Source organism: Sphingomonas cynarae (genome assembly GCF_039537815.1).
GTDB classification, from domain to species: domain Bacteria; phylum Pseudomonadota; class Alphaproteobacteria; order Sphingomonadales; family Sphingomonadaceae; genus Sphingomonas; species Sphingomonas cynarae.
Window position 1 is genome coordinate 296,314 of sequence record NZ_BAABBF010000001.1, and the last position, 18,435, is coordinate 314,748.

Below are 18,435 nucleotides of genomic sequence, written 5' to 3' on the forward strand. Positions count from 1 at the left end.
CTGTAGCGGAACGCCATTGGCCTGACTCAATCCGTCATTGCGAGTGCAGCGAAGCAATCCAGCGCCGGATCAGGACGCCCTGGATTGCTTCGCTACGCTCGCAATGACGGACATCCGGTGCAACATGGTGTCATCCGACCCTAGATCCGCTCCACCGCGTTTACCGCGTCGAGCGCGCGGAGTGCGGCGATCAGGCGCATCAGTTGCTGGACGTCGTGGACCTCCACGTCGATCATGTTGGTGTGGAAGCGCATGTCGCGGGTATCGAGCCGCAGGTTGATGATGTTCGCCTTGTGCTGGCCGATCACCGTCGCCAGCAGGCCGAGCACGCCGGGTTCGTTCTTCACCGTGACGGAGATGCGCGCCACCGCGCCCTCGGTCCGTTCGCCCCATGACACATCGACCCAGTCGGTTTCCTCGTCCGACCGGTCGGCCAGGTCGGCAAGGACCGCGCAGTCGATCGAATGGACCTCGATCCCCGCATCGGGGCGGCGCAGGCCGACGATGCGGTCGCCCGGTACCGGATGGCAGCAATGCGCGAGATCATAGGCGACGCCGGGGGTCAGCCCCTTGATCGACAGCGCGCTGGACTGCGGCGCCAGTGCGGCCATATCCGCGCCCGCCGATCCCGGCATCAACGCCTCCAGCACATCGGCATCGGACAGGGTCCGCCGCGCGATCGCGACCATCAGCGCCGGCTCGTCGGGCAGCTTCAGCCGTTTCAGCGCATGGCCCATCGCATCCGGCCCGAGCGGGGCGGGCAGGCGGGCGGCGATCCCCTCGTACAGCTTGCTGCCCAGCGCCACCTGTTCTGCGCGTTCGGCCTGGCGAAGATGGCGGCGGATCGCAGCCAGCGCCTTGCCGGTGACCGCGACGTTCAGCCAGCCGGGTTGCGGGGTCTGTCCGGCGGAACGCAATATCTGTACCTGATCGCCATTCTCGATCACGGTCGACAGCGGCACGACGCGGCCGTTGATCTTGGCACCGACCGCCTGATCGCCCAGATCGGTGTGGACCGCATAGGAGAAATCGATCGGGGTCGCGCCCTTGGGCAACTGGATCAGTTCGCCCTTCGGCGTGAAGGCGAAGATGCGATCCTGGTACATCGCCATGCGGGTATGTTCGAGCAGCTCCTCCGGCGTGTCGGCGGTGTCGAGGATTTCGACGAGGTCGCGAATCCAGCTGACCTGCGCGTCGTGGCGGGTCGCCTGCTTGTAGCTCCAGTGCGCCGCCAGCCCGAAATCGGCCTCGGCATGCATCGATTCTGTCCTGATCTGGATTTCGACGCGGGTCTGTTCGGCGGTGATGATCGTGGTGTGGAGCGAGCGATAGCCGTTGCGTTTCGGGGTGGAGATGTAATCCTTGAACCGTCCCGGCACCATCGGCCAGCGGCGATGGATCACGCCCAGCGCGCGGTAGCAATCCTCCTCGGTCGGCACGATCGCGCGGAACGCCATCACGTCGGACAGTTGTTCGAAGCTGATGTGCCGCTCGTTCATCTTGCGGAAGATCGAATAGGGATGCTTCTCGCGCCCCGTCACGCTCGAATCGATCCCGTCGCGCTGCAGCAGCAGGTTCACGCCCGACGCGATCCGGGCGATCCGGTCGCCCCCGCCCAGCTTCAGCTGGTCGAGGCGGCGCACGATGCTTTCATATGCTTCCGGTTCGAGCTGCTGGAAGGCGAGCGTCTGCATCTCCTTCATGAACTCGTACATGCCCACCCGCTCGGCGAGGGGGGCGTAGATATCCATCGTCTCGCGCGCGATCCGCCGGCGCTTTTCCGGCTTGGCGATGTGATGCAGCGTCCGCATGTTGTGGAGGCGATCGGCCAGCTTCACCAGCAGCACGCGGATATCGTCCGACATGGCGAGCAGGAACTTGCGCAGATTCTCCGCCGCGCGCTCGTTGTCGGTCTGTGCCTCGATCCGCGACAGTTTCGTCACGCCGTCCACCAGCCGCGCGACGTTGGCGCCGAACAGCCGTTCGATCTCCTCCGGCGTGGCCACGGTATCCTCTACCGTGTCGTGGAGGATCGCGGTGGCGATCGTCTCGTCGTCCAGCCTGAGGTCGGTCAGGATGCCCGCCACCTCGATCGGATGACTGAAATAGGGATCGCCGGACGCGCGCTTCTGCGACCCGTGCGCGTGCATCGAGAAGACATAGGCGCGGTTCAGCAGCGCCTCGTCGGCGTCGGGATCGTAGTCCAGGACCCGATCGACCAGTTCATATTGCCTGAGCACTTACCCTAGATGGCGGGTGCGCGCGTTGTTTTGCAACATAATTGATCCGCTTGGTGCAATCGGCTGCGTCAATCGTACGTCACGACCGGATCGGCAGGCGCGGGGGTCTTCGCCTTCATGACGAAATAGATGCGTTCGACACAGCCGACATGGCCGGTCGCCGACACCGGCTTGCGCGCGCCGCGCAGCAGCCGCAGCGCCTCCACGCCGAAATCGGCACCGGGTTCGCTGGCGACGACGCGGACATTGCCGATATCACCCCATGGCGCGACATCGAAGGCGACAACCGCCCAGCCCTCGATCGCGCGACGATGCCATGGCTGGGGATAGATGGGCGCCGGTCGATAGGTCCAGTTACCGGCTGGGCACCGGTTCGCCGTATCGACAGTCCCGATCCGGTCGGGCAGCGGTGGGGCCGCGATCGTCGCCGGGTTCTGCCAATAGGGATAGAGGCATCCCGCCCGCGCGCCCGGCGTGAAGCGCGACGCCGCCACCGCCTTCACCGAGGCCGTATCGAGCGCGGGATTGCCGGTGCCGCCGACGGTACGGACCCTGATCGGCCGGCCGCGCGCATCGAGGTCGTAGCCGACCATCGACCAGCCCCGCACCCCCGGCGTCGGGGGGAATGCGAGGAAATCGGGATAGGCGCGCAGCAGGATGCGCGGGGGCGGATCGGTACGGCAACTGGTGCCGACGGGCATGATCCGGTCCCAGCCGGCGGGGGGCAGCGCCCCCGTCATGGGGGTGATGCTGTAGGACATCAGATCGGCGACCGGCGCCTCGGCCAGCGGCGTCGACCTTGTGGTATAGGTGATCGCGCAATCAGCCCGCGCCACCCCGGCGGGAAAGCGCGACGCGGCGAGCGACGGGGCGATATCCTCCGTCCGGATGTTCTGGCCGCCGACGTCCTTCGCGATCGACAAGGGCCGGCCGGCGGCGTCGATCCGGAAGCGGTACGTAACGGTGCGGGCGATGTCGGCGCCTGGCCAGGACAGCGAGGTGAGCGGCCGCCGCATCGCCACCGGTGCCACCGTCATCCCGTCGCAGGCCACCGTACCCGGCATCCAGGCGAACAGGGTCCGGGCTGCGCCCACGGGCTGCGTCGAGACGATCGGCGGCGGCACATATGCGGCCGGAGAAGCGGCAGGGCGCGGGGGGGCGGCAAGCTGGGCGGTGGCCACCGCGGCGGACAGGACGGCGATCATACGCGGCAGGATGGCCCGCGTTCATGACCGGCGCAAGTCAGCCGGCGGGCGCGATGCCCTCGGCCGGTCCTTCGGCGGGCGTGGCGGGGCGGCGGCCCCAATGGACCAGCGACCACGCGCGTTCGTGGAAATAGAACAGCGCGATCTTGGTGATGACCTCGGTCCCGGCGATCGATCCGGCGATCTTCGCGTCGCCGCCGGTGAACAGCAGGCCGAGTACGAAGGTGTCGATCGATCCCACCGTCCGCCACGACACCGCCTTCACCAGCGACCGCGGGTGGCTTTCCAGACCGTTGAACAGGAACATCGTTATGTCTCCTCCTTACAGGCCGATAGGGCGGGAGAGATGGTGAGGCGAACAATGGCGGCGATGGGGCGGCCAAGATAAACCATCGCGCGGGCGTGGGTCTTGGGGATGACCGATACCGACTCCGCTCATCCCGTGTTTGCGATCGTAGCGAAGCAGTCCAGTGTCAAGCGCGTGACGCCCTGGATTGCTTCGCTACGTCCGCAACGATGAAAGGGATTGTCGTCCCGGCGCGACGATGGCGGCGCTTATCCCGCCCCCTGCGCCGGGGTGTTGACCCCCATGGATTGCAGGTAGCGGCGCACGTTGCGGGCGGCCTGCCGCAGGCGCTGTTCGTTTTCCACCATCGCGATGCGGACGAAACCCTCGCCATTCTCGCCGTAGCCGACGCCGGGGGCGACCGCGACCTTGGCCTCCGTCAGCAACTGCTTGGAGAATTCGAGGCTGCCGAGATGCGCGAGCGCGGGGGGCAGCGGTGCCCAGGCGAACATCGACGCGCGCGGGGCGGGGATGTCCCAGCCCGCGCGGCCGAAGCTTTCGACCAGCACGTCGCGGCGCTTGTGATAGAGCAGGCGGTTCTTCTCGACGATGTCCTGCGGGCCGTTCAGCGCGGCGCAGGCGGCGGCCTGGATCGGGGTGAACGCACCGTAATCGAGATAGGACTTCACCCGCGTCATCGCGGCGATCAGCTTCGCGTTGCCGACCGCGAAGCCGATCCGCCAGCCGGCCATGCTGTAGGTCTTGGACAGCGAGGTGAATTCCACCGCCACGTCCTTGCCGCCCTTGGCCTGCAGGATCGAGACGGTCGGCTTGCCGTCGTAATAGAGTTCCGAATAGGCGAGGTCGGACAGGATCCACAGCCCCTGATCCTTCGCGAATGCGACGAGGCGTTCGTAGAAGGCGAGGTCGACCGTCTCGGCGGTCGGGTTGGACGGATAGTTCACCACCAATACCGACGGGCGCGGGATGGTGAATTCCATCGCGCGCTTCAGGCTTTCGAAATACGCCTCGTCCGGGGTGGTCGGCACCGCGCGGATGGTGGCGCCCGCGATGATGAAGCCGAAGGTGTGGATTGGGTAGCTGGGGTTGGGCGCCAGCACCACGTCGCCCGGTGCGGTGATCGCGGTGGCGAGGCTGGCCAGCCCCTCCTTCGACCCCATCGTCACCACCACCTCGGTTTCGGGGTCGAGATCGACGCCGAAGCGGCGGCCGTAATAGTTGGCCTGCGCGCGGCGAAGGCCGGGAATGCCCTTGGACTGGGAATAGCCGTGCGCGTCGGGCTTCCGCGTCACCTCGATCAGTTTCTCGATGACGTGGTCGGGCGGCGGCAGATCGGGATTGCCCATGCCCAGATCGATGATGTCCTCGCCCCCCGCGCGCGCCGCGGCCCGCATCGCGTTGACTTCGGCGATGACATAGGGCGGCAGGCGCTTGATGCGGTAGAAGTCGTCGGACATGGTTCACCTTCTTCGTGAGGCCCGTCTCCTACGCCCGAAAGTCGCCCTGTGAAAGCGACCGGATGAAAGCGAGTGTAGGCGCGCGCGTCCGACTGGGTTAAACCCCTGGCATCAGTGAAGAGGATGCCATGGCCGACCAGACCGACGCCGCCGGGGCCGCCGCCCCGAGCCTCGACGAGATGCAGCACTGGACGTGGGTGATGGGCCGCGCGCAGCAGATGATGATGGAACAGGGCATGGCGGCGATGCCGGTGGTACCCGGTCTCAACGATCCCGCCACGCTGGAGCGGGTGCGCGATTTCTGGGCCGACAGCATGACGCTGTGGAGCCGGTTCCTGTCGCCCGACGCCGCCGCCGCCCCGGCGTCACCGTCGGCGGACAAGCGGTTCCGCGCGCCGGCATGGCGCGAGCCGGTGTTCGACATGGTCCGCCAGAGTTATGAGACGATCGCCGACCATATGCTGCGGCAGGTCGATGCGGTGGAGGGGGTGGACCCCAAACAGAAGGAGCAGCTGCGCTTCGCCACCCGGACCTTCGTCGATGCGATGAGCCCGACCAACTTCGCGTGGACCAACCCGGAGGTGATCGAGAAGACGATCGAGACGCGCGGCGACAATCTGCTGAAGGGGATGCAGAACATGCTCGCCGATATCGGGCGCCGGCAGATGACGCATACCGACGGCACCTCGTTCGAACTGGGCCGCAACTTGGCGATGACTCCGGGGCAGGTGGTGAAACGCACCGACCTGTTCGAACTGATCCAGTATACGCCGGTCACGCCGCAGGTACTGGCGACGCCGCTCATCATCTTTCCGCCGTGGATCAACCGGTTCTACATCCTCGACCTGACGCCGGAGAAGAGCTTCATCCGCTGGGCGGTGGAGCAGGGGATCACCGTGTTCATGGTGTCGTGGCGCTCCGCGGACGCCAGCATGAAGGACGTGGCGTGGGATGATTACGTCCGTGCGCAACTCGACGCGATCGATACCGTGCGCGATCTGTTGGACGTGCCGGCGGTCCATGCGATCGGCTATTGCGTCGCGGGCACCACGCTGGCGGCGACGCTGGCGGTGCTGGCCGCACGCGGACAGGCGGACCGGGTGGCCAGCGCCACCTTCTTCACCGCGCAGGTGGATTTCGCGGCGGCGGGCGACCTGCTCCACTTCGTCGATGACGAACAGCTGAAGATGGTGGAAAAGCTGTCGCCCGACGGGTTCCTCGACGGCCGCTACATGGCGATGACGTTCAACCTGCTGCGCGGGCGAGACCTGATCTGGAACTACGTCACCAACAATTACCTGCTGGGCAAGGATTATGCCCCATTCGATCTGCTCCACTGGAACGGCGACACCACCAACCTGCCGTCGCGCTGGCACCTGTCGTATCTGACCGACCTGTACCGCGACAACCGGCTGGTGCAGCCGGGCGCGATGACGGTCGATGGCACGCCGCTGGACCTGTCGACGGTCCGCACCCCCAGCTATGTGCAGGCGGGGCGAGAGGATCATATCGCCCCGGCCGAAAGCGTGTGGAAGCTGACGCATCACTTCGCCGGTCCGCTGAAGTTCGTACTAGCCGGATCGGGGCATATCGCCGGCGTCGTCAACCCGCCCTCGGCGGGCAAATACCAGTATTGGACGGGTGATTCGAAGGCGGCCTCGCTCGCCGACTTCGTGGCCGGCGCGACCGAGACGAAGGGTAGCTGGTGGCCGGACTGGCGCGGCTGGCTGGCCGAGCGGGGGGCCGACATGGTCGATGCAACGGGTGCGCGTATTCCCGGTGAAGGGACGCTGCCTGCAATCGAACCCGCACCGGGCTTGTACGTCAGGACGCGCTAACCATATTTGGTGCAGTGCACAATAAATGTTGTGGAACCTAATCGGTCCGTCGTTTATTGTGCGCTGCAACAAAGGAGTGGAAGACGGACATGGCGACCTATGGTGCCAAGCGGCCTGCGCGCAAGCTGCCCCCCAAGGCGGTGGTGACACCCCCGAAGGCTGCAGCCCCAATTCTGCCGGCCGATATGCCCGTCGATGCGATGACCGCGGTCGAGGCGGCCCCGGCGATGCCGTTGACCGACATCGCCGCCGCGCCACTTGCCGCCATTCCCGATCCCGCGCCCGTCACGATTGCCCCTGCCGAGGCCGAAACCGTCGTCGAGCAGGTCGAGCCGGTCACCCCCGCCATCACCCCCATCGTCATCACGCAGAAGGATACCATCATGGACGTCAACAACGCCGCTGCCGCCACGACCGAGAAGACCCAGGCATTCTTCGCCGATGCCAGCGACCGCACCCGTGGCGCGGTCGAGAAGAGCACGAAGTTCTTCCAGGAAGTGACCGAATTCTCCAAGGGCAATGTCGAGGCGATCGTCGAATCGTCGAAGATCGCGGCACGCGGTTTCGAGACGATGGGCCAGGATGCGGCCGCCTATGCCAAGACCTCGTTCGAGAGCGCGTCGGAAGCGATGCGCACGATGGCGACGCTGAAGTCGCCGACCGAGTTCATGAAGTTCCAGGCCGACTATGTCCGCTCGATGTTCGATTCGATGGTCGCACACACCTCGCGTGGGACCGAGGCGTCGCTGAAGCTGGCCGGCGACGTCGCGCAGCCGATCTCTAACCGCGTCGCGGTGGCTGCCGAGAAGATGAAGGTCGTCGCGTAACACCGCGGATTACCCATCGGGTCTGAAGGGGCGGTCCGCGATCCAGTCGCGGGCCGCCCTTTTCGTATCGGACTTTCCTGTCCACAGGGCTTGCCCCGGGACGATGGCGTGCCATATTTCCGCGATACATGCACAGCCCAGCACACATCCCCGCGCCGACGCCTGCGATCATGCCCGCGACCATGATGGCCGAACGGCGCGATGGCGACGGGAACGGCGGCCCTGACGATGGGACGGGCACCGGCCTCGCCACCAAGACGCGCACCCGCACCAAGCAGCCGACGCCTTACCGCGTATTGATGCTGAACGACGATTACACGCCGATGGAGTTCGTCGTCCTGTGCCTGCAGCGGTTCTTCCGCATGGACATGGACGAGGCGACCCGGGTGATGCTTCATGTCCACCAGCGTGGGGTCGGCGTGTGCGGCGTCTTCTCCTACGAAGTCGCCGAGACGAAAGTCGGGCAGGTCATGGACTTCGCCCGTCAGAACCAGCATCCGCTGCAATGCACGCTGGAGAAGGCGTAGGCGGCAGTGCCACGTCGGCATCGCGGTTCGGATCGTCACGTCCAGTAGAGGATGCGCGCGGCGGGTAGCGCCGCCGCCAGTCTGTCTTCGAAGAACCGGCGTAGGGTGCGCATCGTATCGGCGTCGTAGACCTGCTTTTCGGTACCAAACTTTGTCCGCTTCGTCACCCGGTTCGCACCGGTCATGTCGAGGGCGGAGCCGGGATACCAGCTATCCAGCACGGCGCGCGATCCGGTGGTGAAACGGTGGGTGATGAGTTCGATCGTCAGGTCGAGGGCGGGTAGCGTGGCAAGCGCCGCCGCCGTGTCGTCGATCAGGTCGCCATAGGCCATTTCCCAACCCGGCGCGGCAATGATCGGCGCGATCGTTAGCCCGATCGGATAGCCTGCCCGTGCCATCCGGGCGAGCGCGGCGAGCCGATCGGCGACCGGCGCGGTGCCGCCTTCGAACCGGGCAAAGGCACGCGGGTTGATCGAGGCGCGCATCCGCGCCCGTCCGCCATGATCCAGCATCAGCAGGGGCGCGACATCGGCGAACTTGGTGGTGAAGCGCAGTTGCGCATCGGCATCCCAGCGTCCGAACCACGCGATCGCCGCCGACAGCGATCCCGTCAGCGCTTCGATGCCGAGAGGATCGGTATAGCAGGACGCTTCGAACGTCGTGCCCTCCGCGATGCGCGCCGCATTGCGCGAGGTGATCGTGCCCTGCCCCAGATAGGCCGGCAGGCCGTCCAGTATCTCGTCGAGATTGGCATAGACGCGGGTGATCGGTGGCCCTTTCAGCGACCCGGCGAGATAACAATAGCTGCAATGCGCCGGACATCCCTCGGCCAGGTCGACCCGCCAGTCCGCGCTGGGCGCGATCGGTTGCAGCCGCCGCTTCGACGGCGGCGCGACGACCACCGCGAGCGTCGCCTTCGCTTCGCGATAGGCGGTGGCGGGATCGTCGGCCGGGGCCAGCCCCAGCCGGTCGAGGCCCAGTCGGTCGCCGGCCAGTTCCACCACCTCGATCCCCGCCGCTGCCGCTCGCGCCATGATCGCGCGGCCATGGTCGAAGCCACGCGCGGCATGGGTGACGATCACGCGGCGCGGGCGCCACACGGCACTGCGGCGGGAGGGGGCGGGGGTCGGAACAAGGGAAGCCACATCAGTCGAACGAGCGGCGGGCCGGCTTGTTCAGGCCGCCGGAGCGGAACGCCGCATCTGCGCGTTGCTGGTTCTGCGTTGATTATCAGGAGGATGGCGATGCTGGCGACAATGCAGATGGGGTTGATCGGCGGGCAGCGGGCGATGACGCCGCTCGCCACCGTCGCGGTGGCGGCCGCACGGGGCGAATTGCCGGCAGACAATGGCGCGCCGAAACTGCTGGGCCATCCGCTGGTCGCGGCGGGGGCGGTACTGCTCGCGATCGGCGAGATGGCGGGCGACAAGCAGAAGACCGCGCCCGATCGCATCGTACCGATCGGGCTGGCCGCGCGCTTCGTCACCTCCGCGATAGCAGGAGCGGCGTTGGCGCCCCGGCGGCAACGCTGGCTGGCGGCGGCGGTCGGCGGCGTGGTGGCGGTGGCGGCGTCCTATCCCGGCTGGCGGCTGCGGATGACATCCATGCGGCGGTACGGACAGACGCCGACCGGCTTCGCCGAGGACGCGGCGGTGCTCGCCGGGGCGGCGGCGATCGTGCGCCGGGCAGGTGCGTGATGGGAGACGCCGGCATGATCGAGACCCTGTCGGCGGCCTTGCCCGACCGGATCGAACGGCTGACGGCGACGTTGCTGGAACGCGCCGATGCCGCCGGCGTGACGCTGGCGACCGCTGAAAGCTGCACTGGCGGGATGCTCGCGTCGTTGCTGACCGATGTCGATGGGTACGGCCATGTCTTCGACCGCGGCTTCGTCGTCTATAGCGAGGCGGCCAAGTGCCAATTGCTGGGGCTGGCGCCCGAGCAGGTCGACCGGTGCGGCGCGGTCAGCCGGCCGGTGGCGGTGGCGATGGCGGAGGGGGCGCTGGCCGCCTCCGACGCGCAGATTACCCTCGCCGTCACCGGTTTCGCCGGCCCCGGCGCGCCAGACGACGAACCCGGCCTCGTCCATTTCGCCTGCGCGCGCGAGGGCCGCAAGACGGGCCATCGGGAGGAGCATTTCGGCGATATCGGTCGCGGCGAGGTCCGGGTGGCGTGTCTGGGCGTGGCATTGGAGATGATGATCGCCGCGCTGGATGCATGACGGCGGCGTTCGATCGGGGTAGGAGCGGAGCCAAGCCTTTCAGCGCCTTTTAGCGGATCACCCCCATGCCCTTTGCTCGCCTCGCCGCCCTGTTCCTTGCGCTTGCTCCGGCGGGGGCGATCCCGCAGGCGCAACGGGCACCCGCCCCTGCGGCGGCGGCGGACCGGGCGCCCATCGTCGGCGTCGCGATCGTCGCGCGCTTCCCGCACGATCGCACCGCCTTCACCGAAGGGCTGATCTGGCACGGCGAGGCCCTGTACGAAAGCGTCGGGCGCGAGGGCGAATCGGACGTGCGGCGGGTCCGCCTGTCGGACGGCAAGGTCGTCGCCCGCGCCACCATCCCGCCGCAGCAGTTCGGCGAGGGGCTGGCGGCGTGGGGGCGCGAACTCGTCAGCCTGACCTGGCATGACGGGATCGCCCATCGCTGGGATGCCGCGACGCTGGCGAAGCGCGGCGAATCACGCTTCACCGGCGAAGGCTGGGGCCTGACCGGGGACGGTCGCGCGCTGATCCAGTCGGACGGGACGTCGACGCTGCGCTTTCTCGATCCCGTCACGCTGAAGGAACGGCGGCGGATCACCGTGACGCTGAACGGCCGCCCGCTCGACCAGATCAACGAACTGGAATGGATGGACGGTACGATCCTGGCCAATGTCTGGCACCAGCCCTTCATCGTCCGCATCGATCCCGCCAGCGGCGCGATCACCCGCATCTACGACCTGCGCGCCTTGGTGAAAGAGGTCGGTGCCCGCGATCCGGAGGCGGTGGCCAACGGCATCGCGTGGGACGCGCGCGACAAGCGGCTGTTCGTCACCGGCAAGCTGTGGCCGACGCTGTTCGAGATCAAACTGGATCGTTGAGCGGCGCTGGGGCGTATTCCCTGCCGACAACCTCTTTACGGCGCCGGCCTTGGCCGGGAGTATGATCGGGACGGACGCATGGGCAGGATGATCGACGGCCGCTGGCACGCGGGCAAGGTGACGGACGACGCGAAGGGCGGCAGCTTCAAACGGCAGGACGCGGGGTTTCGCGACTGGGTGACGGCGGATGGCGGGCCGGGGCCGGACGGGCAGCAGGGCTGGCCTGCGGCGGCCGGGCGTTATCACCTCTATGTCAGCTATGCCTGCCCCTGGGCGCACCGCACGCTGATCGTTCGGGCGCTGAAAGGGCTGGAAGAGGCGATCGGCGTATCGGTGGTCGATCCGCTGATGCTGGAGGATGGTTGGACGTTCCATACCGCGCGCGGCGGCACCGGCGATCCGCTGCACGACGTGGAATATCTGTGGGAGCTCTACGCCCGCGCCCGTCCCGACTATACCGGCAAGGTGACGGTGCCGGTGTTGTGGGACAAGGAACGCGAGGCGATCGTCAGCAACGAATCGTCCGAGATCATCCGGATGCTGACGGGCGCATGGGACGATGCCGGCGCGACGCCGGGCGATTTCTATCCCCCCGCGCTGCGCGCCGACATCGATACGGTGAACGCGGAGATCTACGACCGGGTCAACAACGGCGTCTACAAGGCGGGCTTCGCGACCACGCAGGATGCTTATGAGGCAGCGGTCGGGCCGTTGTTCGCGACGCTCGACACGCTGGAGAAGCGGTTGGCGACGCGCGACTGGCTGGTCGGTAACGCGATGACGGAGGCGGATATCCGCCTGTTCACCACGCTGGCGCGGTTCGATCCGGTCTATGTCGGCCATTTCAAATGCAACATTCGCCGGATCGCCGACTATCCCGTGCTGGAGGCGTATCTGGAACGGATGCTGGCCGATCCCGCGATCGCGGCGACGGTGCATCTCGATCACATCAAGACGCATTATTATGGCAGCCACCGCGATCTGAACCCTGGCGGCATCGTGCCGGTCGGGCCGGCATTGCCATGGGCGGGGCTGGTGCGGAACGGCGAATGACGGAGCCCCGGGCATGACGGCCAGCCGCCCCTGGTGGGAACGCGGCGTGATCTACCAGATCTATCCGCGCTCCTTTCAGGACAGTGACGGCGACGGCATCGGCGATCTCGCCGGAATCGAGGCGCGGCTGGATCATGTTGCGGCCCTTGGCGTCGATGCGATCTGGCTGTCGCCGATCTTTCCCTCGCCGATGGCCGATTTCGGATACGACGTGGCGGATTATTGCGGGATCGAGCCGATGTTCGGCGATCTCGCCGGGTTCGACCGGTTGCTCGCCGCCGTCCATGCACGCGGGCTGAAACTGCTGCTCGATTTCGTCCCCAACCATAGTTCGGACCGGCACCCGTGGTTTGTCGCCAGCCGGTCGTCGCGCGACGATCCGAAGCGTGACTGGTATATCTGGCGCGATCCCGGACCCCATGGCGGCCCGCCCAACAACTGGATCAGCGACTTCGGCGGATCGGCATGGACATGGGATGCGGCGACCGGGCAATATTACCTCCACGCCTTCCTGAAGGAACAGCCCGACCTCAACTGGCGGAACCCCGACCTGCGGCACGCGATGATGGAGGCGATGCGATTCTGGTTCGATCGCGGCGTCGACGGGTTCCGGATCGACGTGCTGTGGCACATCGTGAAGGCGGAAGGACTGCCCGACAATCCACCCAATCTCGACTGGAGCCCCGACCGCACCGAACGCGACCGCGTGATCCAGCGTCACTCCACCGATCAGCCGGAGGCCCATGCGATCTCGGCGGACATGCGTGCACTGGCCGACAGTTACGGGGGCCGTGTGCTGGTCGGCGAAATCTTCCTGCCCAATGACCGCCACGCGCGCTGGTACGGCACGCCGGAACGGCCACAGGTGCATCTGCCGTTCAATTTCCAGCTGATCGAGAACGACTGGAATGCTGAAATGCTGCGCAGCATGATTGCAGCATATGAAGCGTCGCTACCCTCGCATGGCTGGCCCAACTGGGTGATCGGCAGTCATGATGCCCCGCGCATCGCCGCCCGGATCGGTGAGGCGCAGGCGCGCGTCGCGGCGATGTTGCTCCTGACGCTGCGCGGCACGCCGACCCTGTATCAGGGCGACGAGATCGGTATAGGGCGTGTCATCATCCCGCAGGATCGTATCTGCGATCCGCAGGATTTACGTCAGCCCGGTCTCGGTATCGGGCGCGACCGATCCCGCACGCCGATAGCGTGGGACGCCGGGCCTCATGCCGGCTTCTCGACCGCCGAACCATGGCTGCCGCTCCATCCCGACTGGTCGACGCGCAACGTTGCCGCGCAGGCCGGCGATCCGGGATCGATGCTGACGCTCTATCGTGATCTGCTAGCGCTGCGTCGGGCGGAGCCGGCATTGGCGGTGGGATCATTCGCACTGGTCGACGCGCCGGCCGGGGTGCTGGCCTATGACCGCATCGAGGGGGATCGACGCTTGGGCATCCTGCTCAACCTTCGCGATACCGCCGTCATGGTCGACTGGCAGGGAATGGTCATGCTGTCGACGCAGGATGGTGAACCGGAGCCGGGGATGCTCCGCGCCAACGAAGGACTGATCCTGTCATGAAAGTCGCGATGCTCGCCCCGATCGCGTGGCGCACGCCGCCGCGCCAGTACGGGCCATGGGAGCTCGTCACCAGTCTGCTGACCGAGGCATTGGTCGCGCGCGGGGTAGATGTGACGTTGTTCGCGACGCTCGACAGCCTCACCGCCGCGACGCTCGACGGGGTGGTGCCCGCGCCTTATTCCGAGGACCCGTCGATCGACGCCAAGGTGTGGGAGTTCCGCCACCTTGCCCATCTGTTCGCACAGGCCAACCGGTTCGACCTGATTCACAATCAGGCGGATTTCCCCGCCCATGCCTTTGCGCCGCTGGTCGATACGCCGATGGTCACCACGATCCACGGCTTCTCGTCCGATCGGATCATGCCGATGTACCGGCCGTATCAGGAACGGGTCCATTATGTCGCGATCAGTGAGGCGGACCGGCATCCCGACCTCCGGTACGCCGCGACGATCCATCACGGTATCCCGCTGGACGACTTTCCCTTCGATGCGGATGGCGCGGAGGGCCTTCTATTCTTTGGCCGCATCCATCCCGACAAGGGGGCCGCGGCGGCGATCGCCGCCGCGCGCGCCAGCGGCCGGGGGCTTGATATGTACGGAATCGTACAGGACACCGGTTATCACGAGCGCGAGGTGATGCCGGGGGTGGATGGCGCCACCATCCGCTATCATGGGCCCGTCGGTGGCGCGGACCGGTTACACGCGCTGGGCCATGCCCGCGCGCTCCTCCACCTGATCGATTTCGAGGAGCCGTTCGGCCTGTCGGTGGTGGAGGCGATGGCGTGCGGCACCCCGGTCATCGCCACCCGGCGCGGATCGATGCCCGAACTGATCGACCACGGCGTGACCGGCTTTCTGGTCGATACGCCGGCCGAGGCGGTGACGGCGATCGAACGTGCCGCCGATCTCGACCGTCACGCCTGCCGCCGTGCGGTGGCGGCGCGTTTCTCGGTCGAGCGGATGGCGGACGATTATCTGGCGCTGTACCGGACGGTGACGGGGCTTCCCTGATCGTGGGGAGCCTTCGTCACACCCGCATCGGCATCAGCACGTACAATGCCGCGCTCTGGTCGTTCTCGCGGATCAGCGTCGGGGCGGCGGCGTCGGCGAGGTGGACCTCCACCAGATCGCTGTCGATCTGGCCGAGGATGTCGAGCAGGTAGCGGCTGTTGAAGCCGATCTCGAACGGTGCCGCGGCATAGTCGCCCGGCACTTCCTCGGCGGCGGTGCCGTTTTCGGGGCTGGTAACCGACAGCGTGATCTTGTCGCGATCCAGCGCCATCTTCACCGCGCGGGTCTTTTCGGTCGCGATGGTCGACACGCGATCGACGCCCTCCATGAAGCTTTTGGGATCGAGCTTGAGGATCTTGTCGTTGCCGGTCGGAATGACGCGCGAGTAATCGGGGAAGGTGCCGTCGATCAGCTTCGACGTCAGCAGCGCCCGGCCCAGATCGAAGCGGATCTTGGTGCCCGACAGCGAGACGCCGACTGAGCCATCGACCTCGTCGAGCAGCTTGCGCAGTTCCGCCACGCATTTGCGCGGCACGATCACGTCGGGCATCCCCTCCGCGCCCTCGGGCCGGGGCAGGGTGACGCGCGCGAGGCGATGGCCGTCGGTGGCGGCGGCCTTCAGCACCGGCTGCGCGCTGTCGGCATCGGCGACGTGCAGGAAGATGCCGTTCAGATAATAGCGCGTCTCCTCGGTCGAGATCGCGAAGCGGGTCTTGTCGATGATCTGCTTCAGCGTTTCGGCGGGCAATTCGAACTTGGTCGGCAATTCGCCCTCGGCGATCACCGGGAAATCGTCGCGCGGCAGGGTGCCGAGCGAAAAGCGCGCGCGCCCCGCCATGATCGCCATCCGCCCCTCGGCGGCGGACAGCTGGACCTGCGATCCCTCGGGCAGCTTGCGGGCGATATCGAACAAGGTGTGGGCGGAGACGGTGGTCGCACCCGGCTGGTCGACCGCGGCAGGTACCGATTCGTTGATTTGCAGGTCGAGATCGGTCGCCATCATCTTCAGCGTGCCCTCGGCGGTCGCCTCCAGCAGCACGTTCGACAGGATGGGAATGGTGTTGCGCCGTTCCACCACGGACTGGACATGGCTCAGCCCCTTGAGGAGCGTCGCGCGTTCGATCGTCGCCTTCATGCGGTATCCCCCACGGCCCGAATCCTTAGGGCCGGAAAATTGACCGTCAGTCCTAGCCGAAAAAGGACACGGGGCAAGCGCCTGCGGCAGGAGTAGGGAGCGGCACGCGACGGGGGAGTGGAAAATCGCCGCATTTTGCGCTATCGCCGCGACCATGCAGACAGCCGCGAACCTGATGCCCATCCCGGGGCACGTCGACCCCGTGCCCGTGCCGCGCGCACCCTCGTTGCGGGCGGACGGGCGGATCGATCTGATCGGGCTGACCAAGGACCAGTTGCGCCAGACGCTGCTGGATGCGGGCATGGAGCTGAAACAGGCCAAGCTGCGCGGCAAGCAGATCTGGCACTGGCTGTACAATCGCGGCGCGACCGAGTTCGCGCAGATGACCGATATCGCCAAGGCGCAGCACCCGTGGCTGACCGAACGCTTCGTGGTCGGCCGGCCGGAAGTGGTGGAAGCGCAGGTATCGACCGACGGCACGCGCAAATGGCTGCTCCGCTCGCCCGACGGGCAGGATTATGAGGCGGTGTTCATCCCCGATGCCGATCGCGGCACGCTGTGCGTGTCGAGCCAGGTGGGCTGCACGCTCAACTGCACCTTCTGCCACACCGGCACGATGCGGCTGGTGCGCAACCTGACCGCGGGCGAGATCGTGGGGCAGGTGATGCTGGCGCGCGACGCGCTGGGCGAATGGCCCAGCCAGCCCGAGGGGCGGATGTTGACCAACATCGTGATGATGGGGATGGGCGAGCCGCTGTATAATTTCGATGCGGTCCGCGATGCGCTGAAGCTGGTGATGGACGGCGACGGCCTTGCCCTGTCGAAGCGGCGGATCACGCTGTCGACCAGCGGTGTGGTGCCGATGATGGCGCGCGCGGGCGCGGAGATCGGGGTCAACCTGGCGGTGTCGCTGCACGCGGTGACCAAGGAGGTCCGCGACGAGATCGTGCCGCTTAACCGCAAATACGGCATCGAGCAGCTGTTGCAGGCATGCGCCGACTATCCCGGCGCCAACAACGCGCGCCGGATCACGTTTGAATATGTGATGCTGAAGGACAAGAACGATTCGGACGCGGACGCGCACGAACTCGTCCGGTTGCTGCGCCATTACGACCTGCCCGCCAAGGTGAACCTGATCCCGTTCAATCCTTGGCCGGGCGCCAATTACGAATGCTCGACGCCGGATCGCATCCGCTCGTTTTCCGATATCGTGTTCGAGGGCGGCATCTCCGCCCCCGTCCGCACCCCGCGCGGGCGTGACATCGATGCGGCCTGCGGCCAGTTGAAGACCGCCGCCGAGAAGAAGAGCCGGGCGGAGCGCGATCGCGAGGCGGCGGCCCTGACGGTTGCTTGATCCGGCGTCGCTGGCGCTGGCGGCGACGGCGGGGCTGGTCGGCGGCGCGATGAACGCGCTGGCGGGGGGCGGCACCTTCGCGACGATGCCCGCGCTGCTGGCGCTGGGCACACCCGCCAACATCGCCAACGCCACCTCCAACCTGGCGCTGATGCCGGGGGCGGCGGCAAGTGCGTGGAGTTTCCGCGACGAACTGGCGCCGGTCGGCGGCGTGCCGGTGCGGTTGCTGGCGGGGATCACCTTTGCGGCGGCGCTGGTCGGCAGCGCGCTGCTGGCGTGGACGCCGGGGGCGGCGTTCGACCAGATCGTGCCGTGGCTGCTGCTGGTGGCGACGCTGGCGATCGTGTTCGGGCCGCGCGTGGCGGTGTGGCTGCGCCAACGGGTGACGATCGGGCCACGTATGCTGGTCGCGGCGCAGGCGGTGCTGGGCGTCTATGGCGGCTATTTCGGGGGCGGCATCGGCATGATGATGACCGCAACCTATGGCCTGCTGGCGGGCGCCAGCCCGCGGACGATGTTCGCGCCGCGCACGCTGATGCTGGCGACCGCCAATTTCGCCGCGGCGATCGTGTTCGTCATCGCCGGGCTGGTGCGGTGGGAAGCGTGCCTGCCGATGCTGGCGGGCGGAATCGTCGGTGGCTGGCTGGGGGCGATGGTGGGCAAGCGGTTGTCGCCCGGGCTAGTGCGCGGCTGGACGATCCTGGTCACCGCGACCACGACGCTGGTCTTCTTCCACCGTGCCTATGCTGGCCTTCTATAGTCTTGCCCGGTCCGGATGAAGCCCGTAGCGTCAATGATACAGGCGGGAATTAACCGCCGGGAGGA

17 protein-coding genes are annotated in these 18,435 nt (G+C 66.9%); 11 read left to right on the forward strand and 6 right to left on the reverse strand.

Annotated elements, in window-relative coordinates:
- Positions 1 to 140 precede the first annotated feature (140 nt).
- The 4 genes from ABD719_RS01400 to ABD719_RS01415 form a co-directional block, all read right to left on the reverse strand.
- The gene (locus tag ABD719_RS01400) at positions 141 to 2,240 is read right to left on the reverse strand and encodes a RelA/SpoT family protein (RefSeq protein WP_344691554.1); all 2,100 of its coding nucleotides are present in this window, start codon (positions 2,238 to 2,240) and stop codon (positions 141 to 143) included.
- Positions 2,241 to 2,308: 68 nt separating this feature from the next.
- Entirely contained in the window at positions 2,309 to 3,445 is a 1,137-nt protein-coding gene (locus tag ABD719_RS01405) for a TonB family protein (RefSeq protein WP_344691556.1), read from the reverse strand.
- A 37-nt stretch (positions 3,446 to 3,482) separates the two neighbouring features.
- Positions 3,483 to 3,752 carry a DUF2061 domain-containing protein gene (locus ABD719_RS01410; protein WP_344691558.1) on the reverse strand — a complete coding sequence of 90 codons (270 nt, stop codon included), beginning with the start codon at positions 3,750 to 3,752 and terminating at the stop codon, positions 3,483 to 3,485.
- 248 nt (positions 3,753 to 4,000) lie between these two features.
- Positions 4,001 to 5,209, reverse strand: a complete 1,209-nt coding sequence (locus ABD719_RS01415; RefSeq protein WP_192125587.1) for an LL-diaminopimelate aminotransferase — start codon at positions 5,207 to 5,209, stop codon at positions 4,001 to 4,003.
- 128 nt (positions 5,210 to 5,337) lie between these two features.
- On the opposite strand from ABD719_RS01415, the gene ABD719_RS01420 reads away from it, so the two are divergent.
- From ABD719_RS01420 to clpS, 3 genes are all read left to right on the forward strand, one after another.
- Complete coding sequence (locus ABD719_RS01420) at positions 5,338 to 7,047, forward strand: PHA/PHB synthase family protein (protein WP_344691561.1); 1,710 nt, start codon at positions 5,338 to 5,340, stop codon at positions 7,045 to 7,047.
- 89 nt (positions 7,048 to 7,136) lie between these two features.
- Positions 7,137 to 7,874, forward strand: coding sequence for a phasin family protein (locus ABD719_RS01425; RefSeq protein ID WP_344691563.1), 738 nt, complete (start codon positions 7,137 to 7,139; stop codon positions 7,872 to 7,874).
- A gap of 185 nt (positions 7,875 to 8,059) precedes the next feature.
- Positions 8,060 to 8,401: an ATP-dependent Clp protease adapter ClpS gene (gene clpS / locus ABD719_RS01430; RefSeq protein ID WP_192125768.1), complete on the forward strand. Its 342-nt coding sequence runs from the start codon at positions 8,060 to 8,062 to the stop codon at positions 8,399 to 8,401.
- Positions 8,402 to 8,436: 35 nt separating this feature from the next.
- Here the strand turns inward: clpS and ABD719_RS01435 are convergent, their stop codons facing one another.
- Positions 8,437 to 9,483, reverse strand: a complete 1,047-nt coding sequence (locus ABD719_RS01435) for an SPL family radical SAM protein (RefSeq protein WP_344691565.1) — start codon at positions 9,481 to 9,483, stop codon at positions 8,437 to 8,439.
- A gap of 162 nt (positions 9,484 to 9,645) precedes the next feature.
- Between ABD719_RS01435 and ABD719_RS01440 the strand changes: the two genes are divergently transcribed.
- The 6 genes from ABD719_RS01440 (at position 9,646) to ABD719_RS01465 (ending at position 15,121) form a co-directional block, all read left to right on the forward strand.
- The gene (locus ABD719_RS01440; RefSeq protein WP_344691567.1) at positions 9,646 to 10,098 is read left to right on the forward strand and encodes a DUF4126 family protein; all 453 of its coding nucleotides are present in this window, start codon (positions 9,646 to 9,648) and stop codon (positions 10,096 to 10,098) included.
- 14 nt (positions 10,099 to 10,112) lie between these two features.
- Positions 10,113 to 10,622: a CinA family protein gene (locus ABD719_RS01445; protein WP_344691569.1), complete on the forward strand. Its 510-nt coding sequence runs from the start codon at positions 10,113 to 10,115 to the stop codon at positions 10,620 to 10,622.
- A 65-nt stretch (positions 10,623 to 10,687) separates the two neighbouring features.
- On the forward strand, positions 10,688 to 11,482 hold the full coding sequence (locus tag ABD719_RS01450; protein WP_344691571.1) for a glutaminyl-peptide cyclotransferase: 795 nt from the start codon (positions 10,688 to 10,690) through the stop codon (positions 11,480 to 11,482).
- Positions 11,483 to 11,560: 78 nt separating this feature from the next.
- Entirely contained in the window at positions 11,561 to 12,535 is a 975-nt protein-coding gene (locus ABD719_RS01455) for a glutathione S-transferase family protein (RefSeq protein ID WP_344691573.1), read from the forward strand.
- A gap of 13 nt (positions 12,536 to 12,548) precedes the next feature.
- On the forward strand, positions 12,549 to 14,111 hold the full coding sequence (locus tag ABD719_RS01460) for an alpha-amylase family glycosyl hydrolase (RefSeq protein ID WP_344691575.1): 1,563 nt from the start codon (positions 12,549 to 12,551) through the stop codon (positions 14,109 to 14,111).
- Positions 14,108 to 15,121, forward strand: coding sequence for a glycosyltransferase family 4 protein (locus tag ABD719_RS01465; protein WP_344691577.1), 1,014 nt, complete (start codon positions 14,108 to 14,110; stop codon positions 15,119 to 15,121). Before ABD719_RS01460 ends, ABD719_RS01465 begins: the two co-directional genes overlap by 4 nt.
- Before the next feature lie 16 nt (positions 15,122 to 15,137).
- Here ABD719_RS01465 and dnaN read toward each other — a convergent pair whose 3' ends face one another.
- A complete protein-coding gene (gene dnaN / locus ABD719_RS01470) occupies positions 15,138 to 16,256 on the reverse strand; it encodes a DNA polymerase III subunit beta (protein WP_344691579.1) in 1,119 nt (372 codons plus the stop codon).
- A gap of 154 nt (positions 16,257 to 16,410) precedes the next feature.
- On the opposite strand from dnaN, the gene rlmN reads away from it, so the two are divergent.
- Complete coding sequence (gene rlmN / locus ABD719_RS01475; RefSeq protein ID WP_344691581.1) at positions 16,411 to 17,610, forward strand: dual-specificity RNA methyltransferase RlmN; 1,200 nt, start codon at positions 16,411 to 16,413, stop codon at positions 17,608 to 17,610.
- A complete protein-coding gene (locus ABD719_RS01480) occupies positions 17,603 to 18,370 on the forward strand; it encodes a sulfite exporter TauE/SafE family protein (protein WP_344691583.1) in 768 nt (255 codons plus the stop codon). The genes rlmN and ABD719_RS01480 overlap by 8 nt, the downstream gene beginning before the upstream one ends.
- Positions 18,371 to 18,435 lie beyond the last annotated feature (65 nt).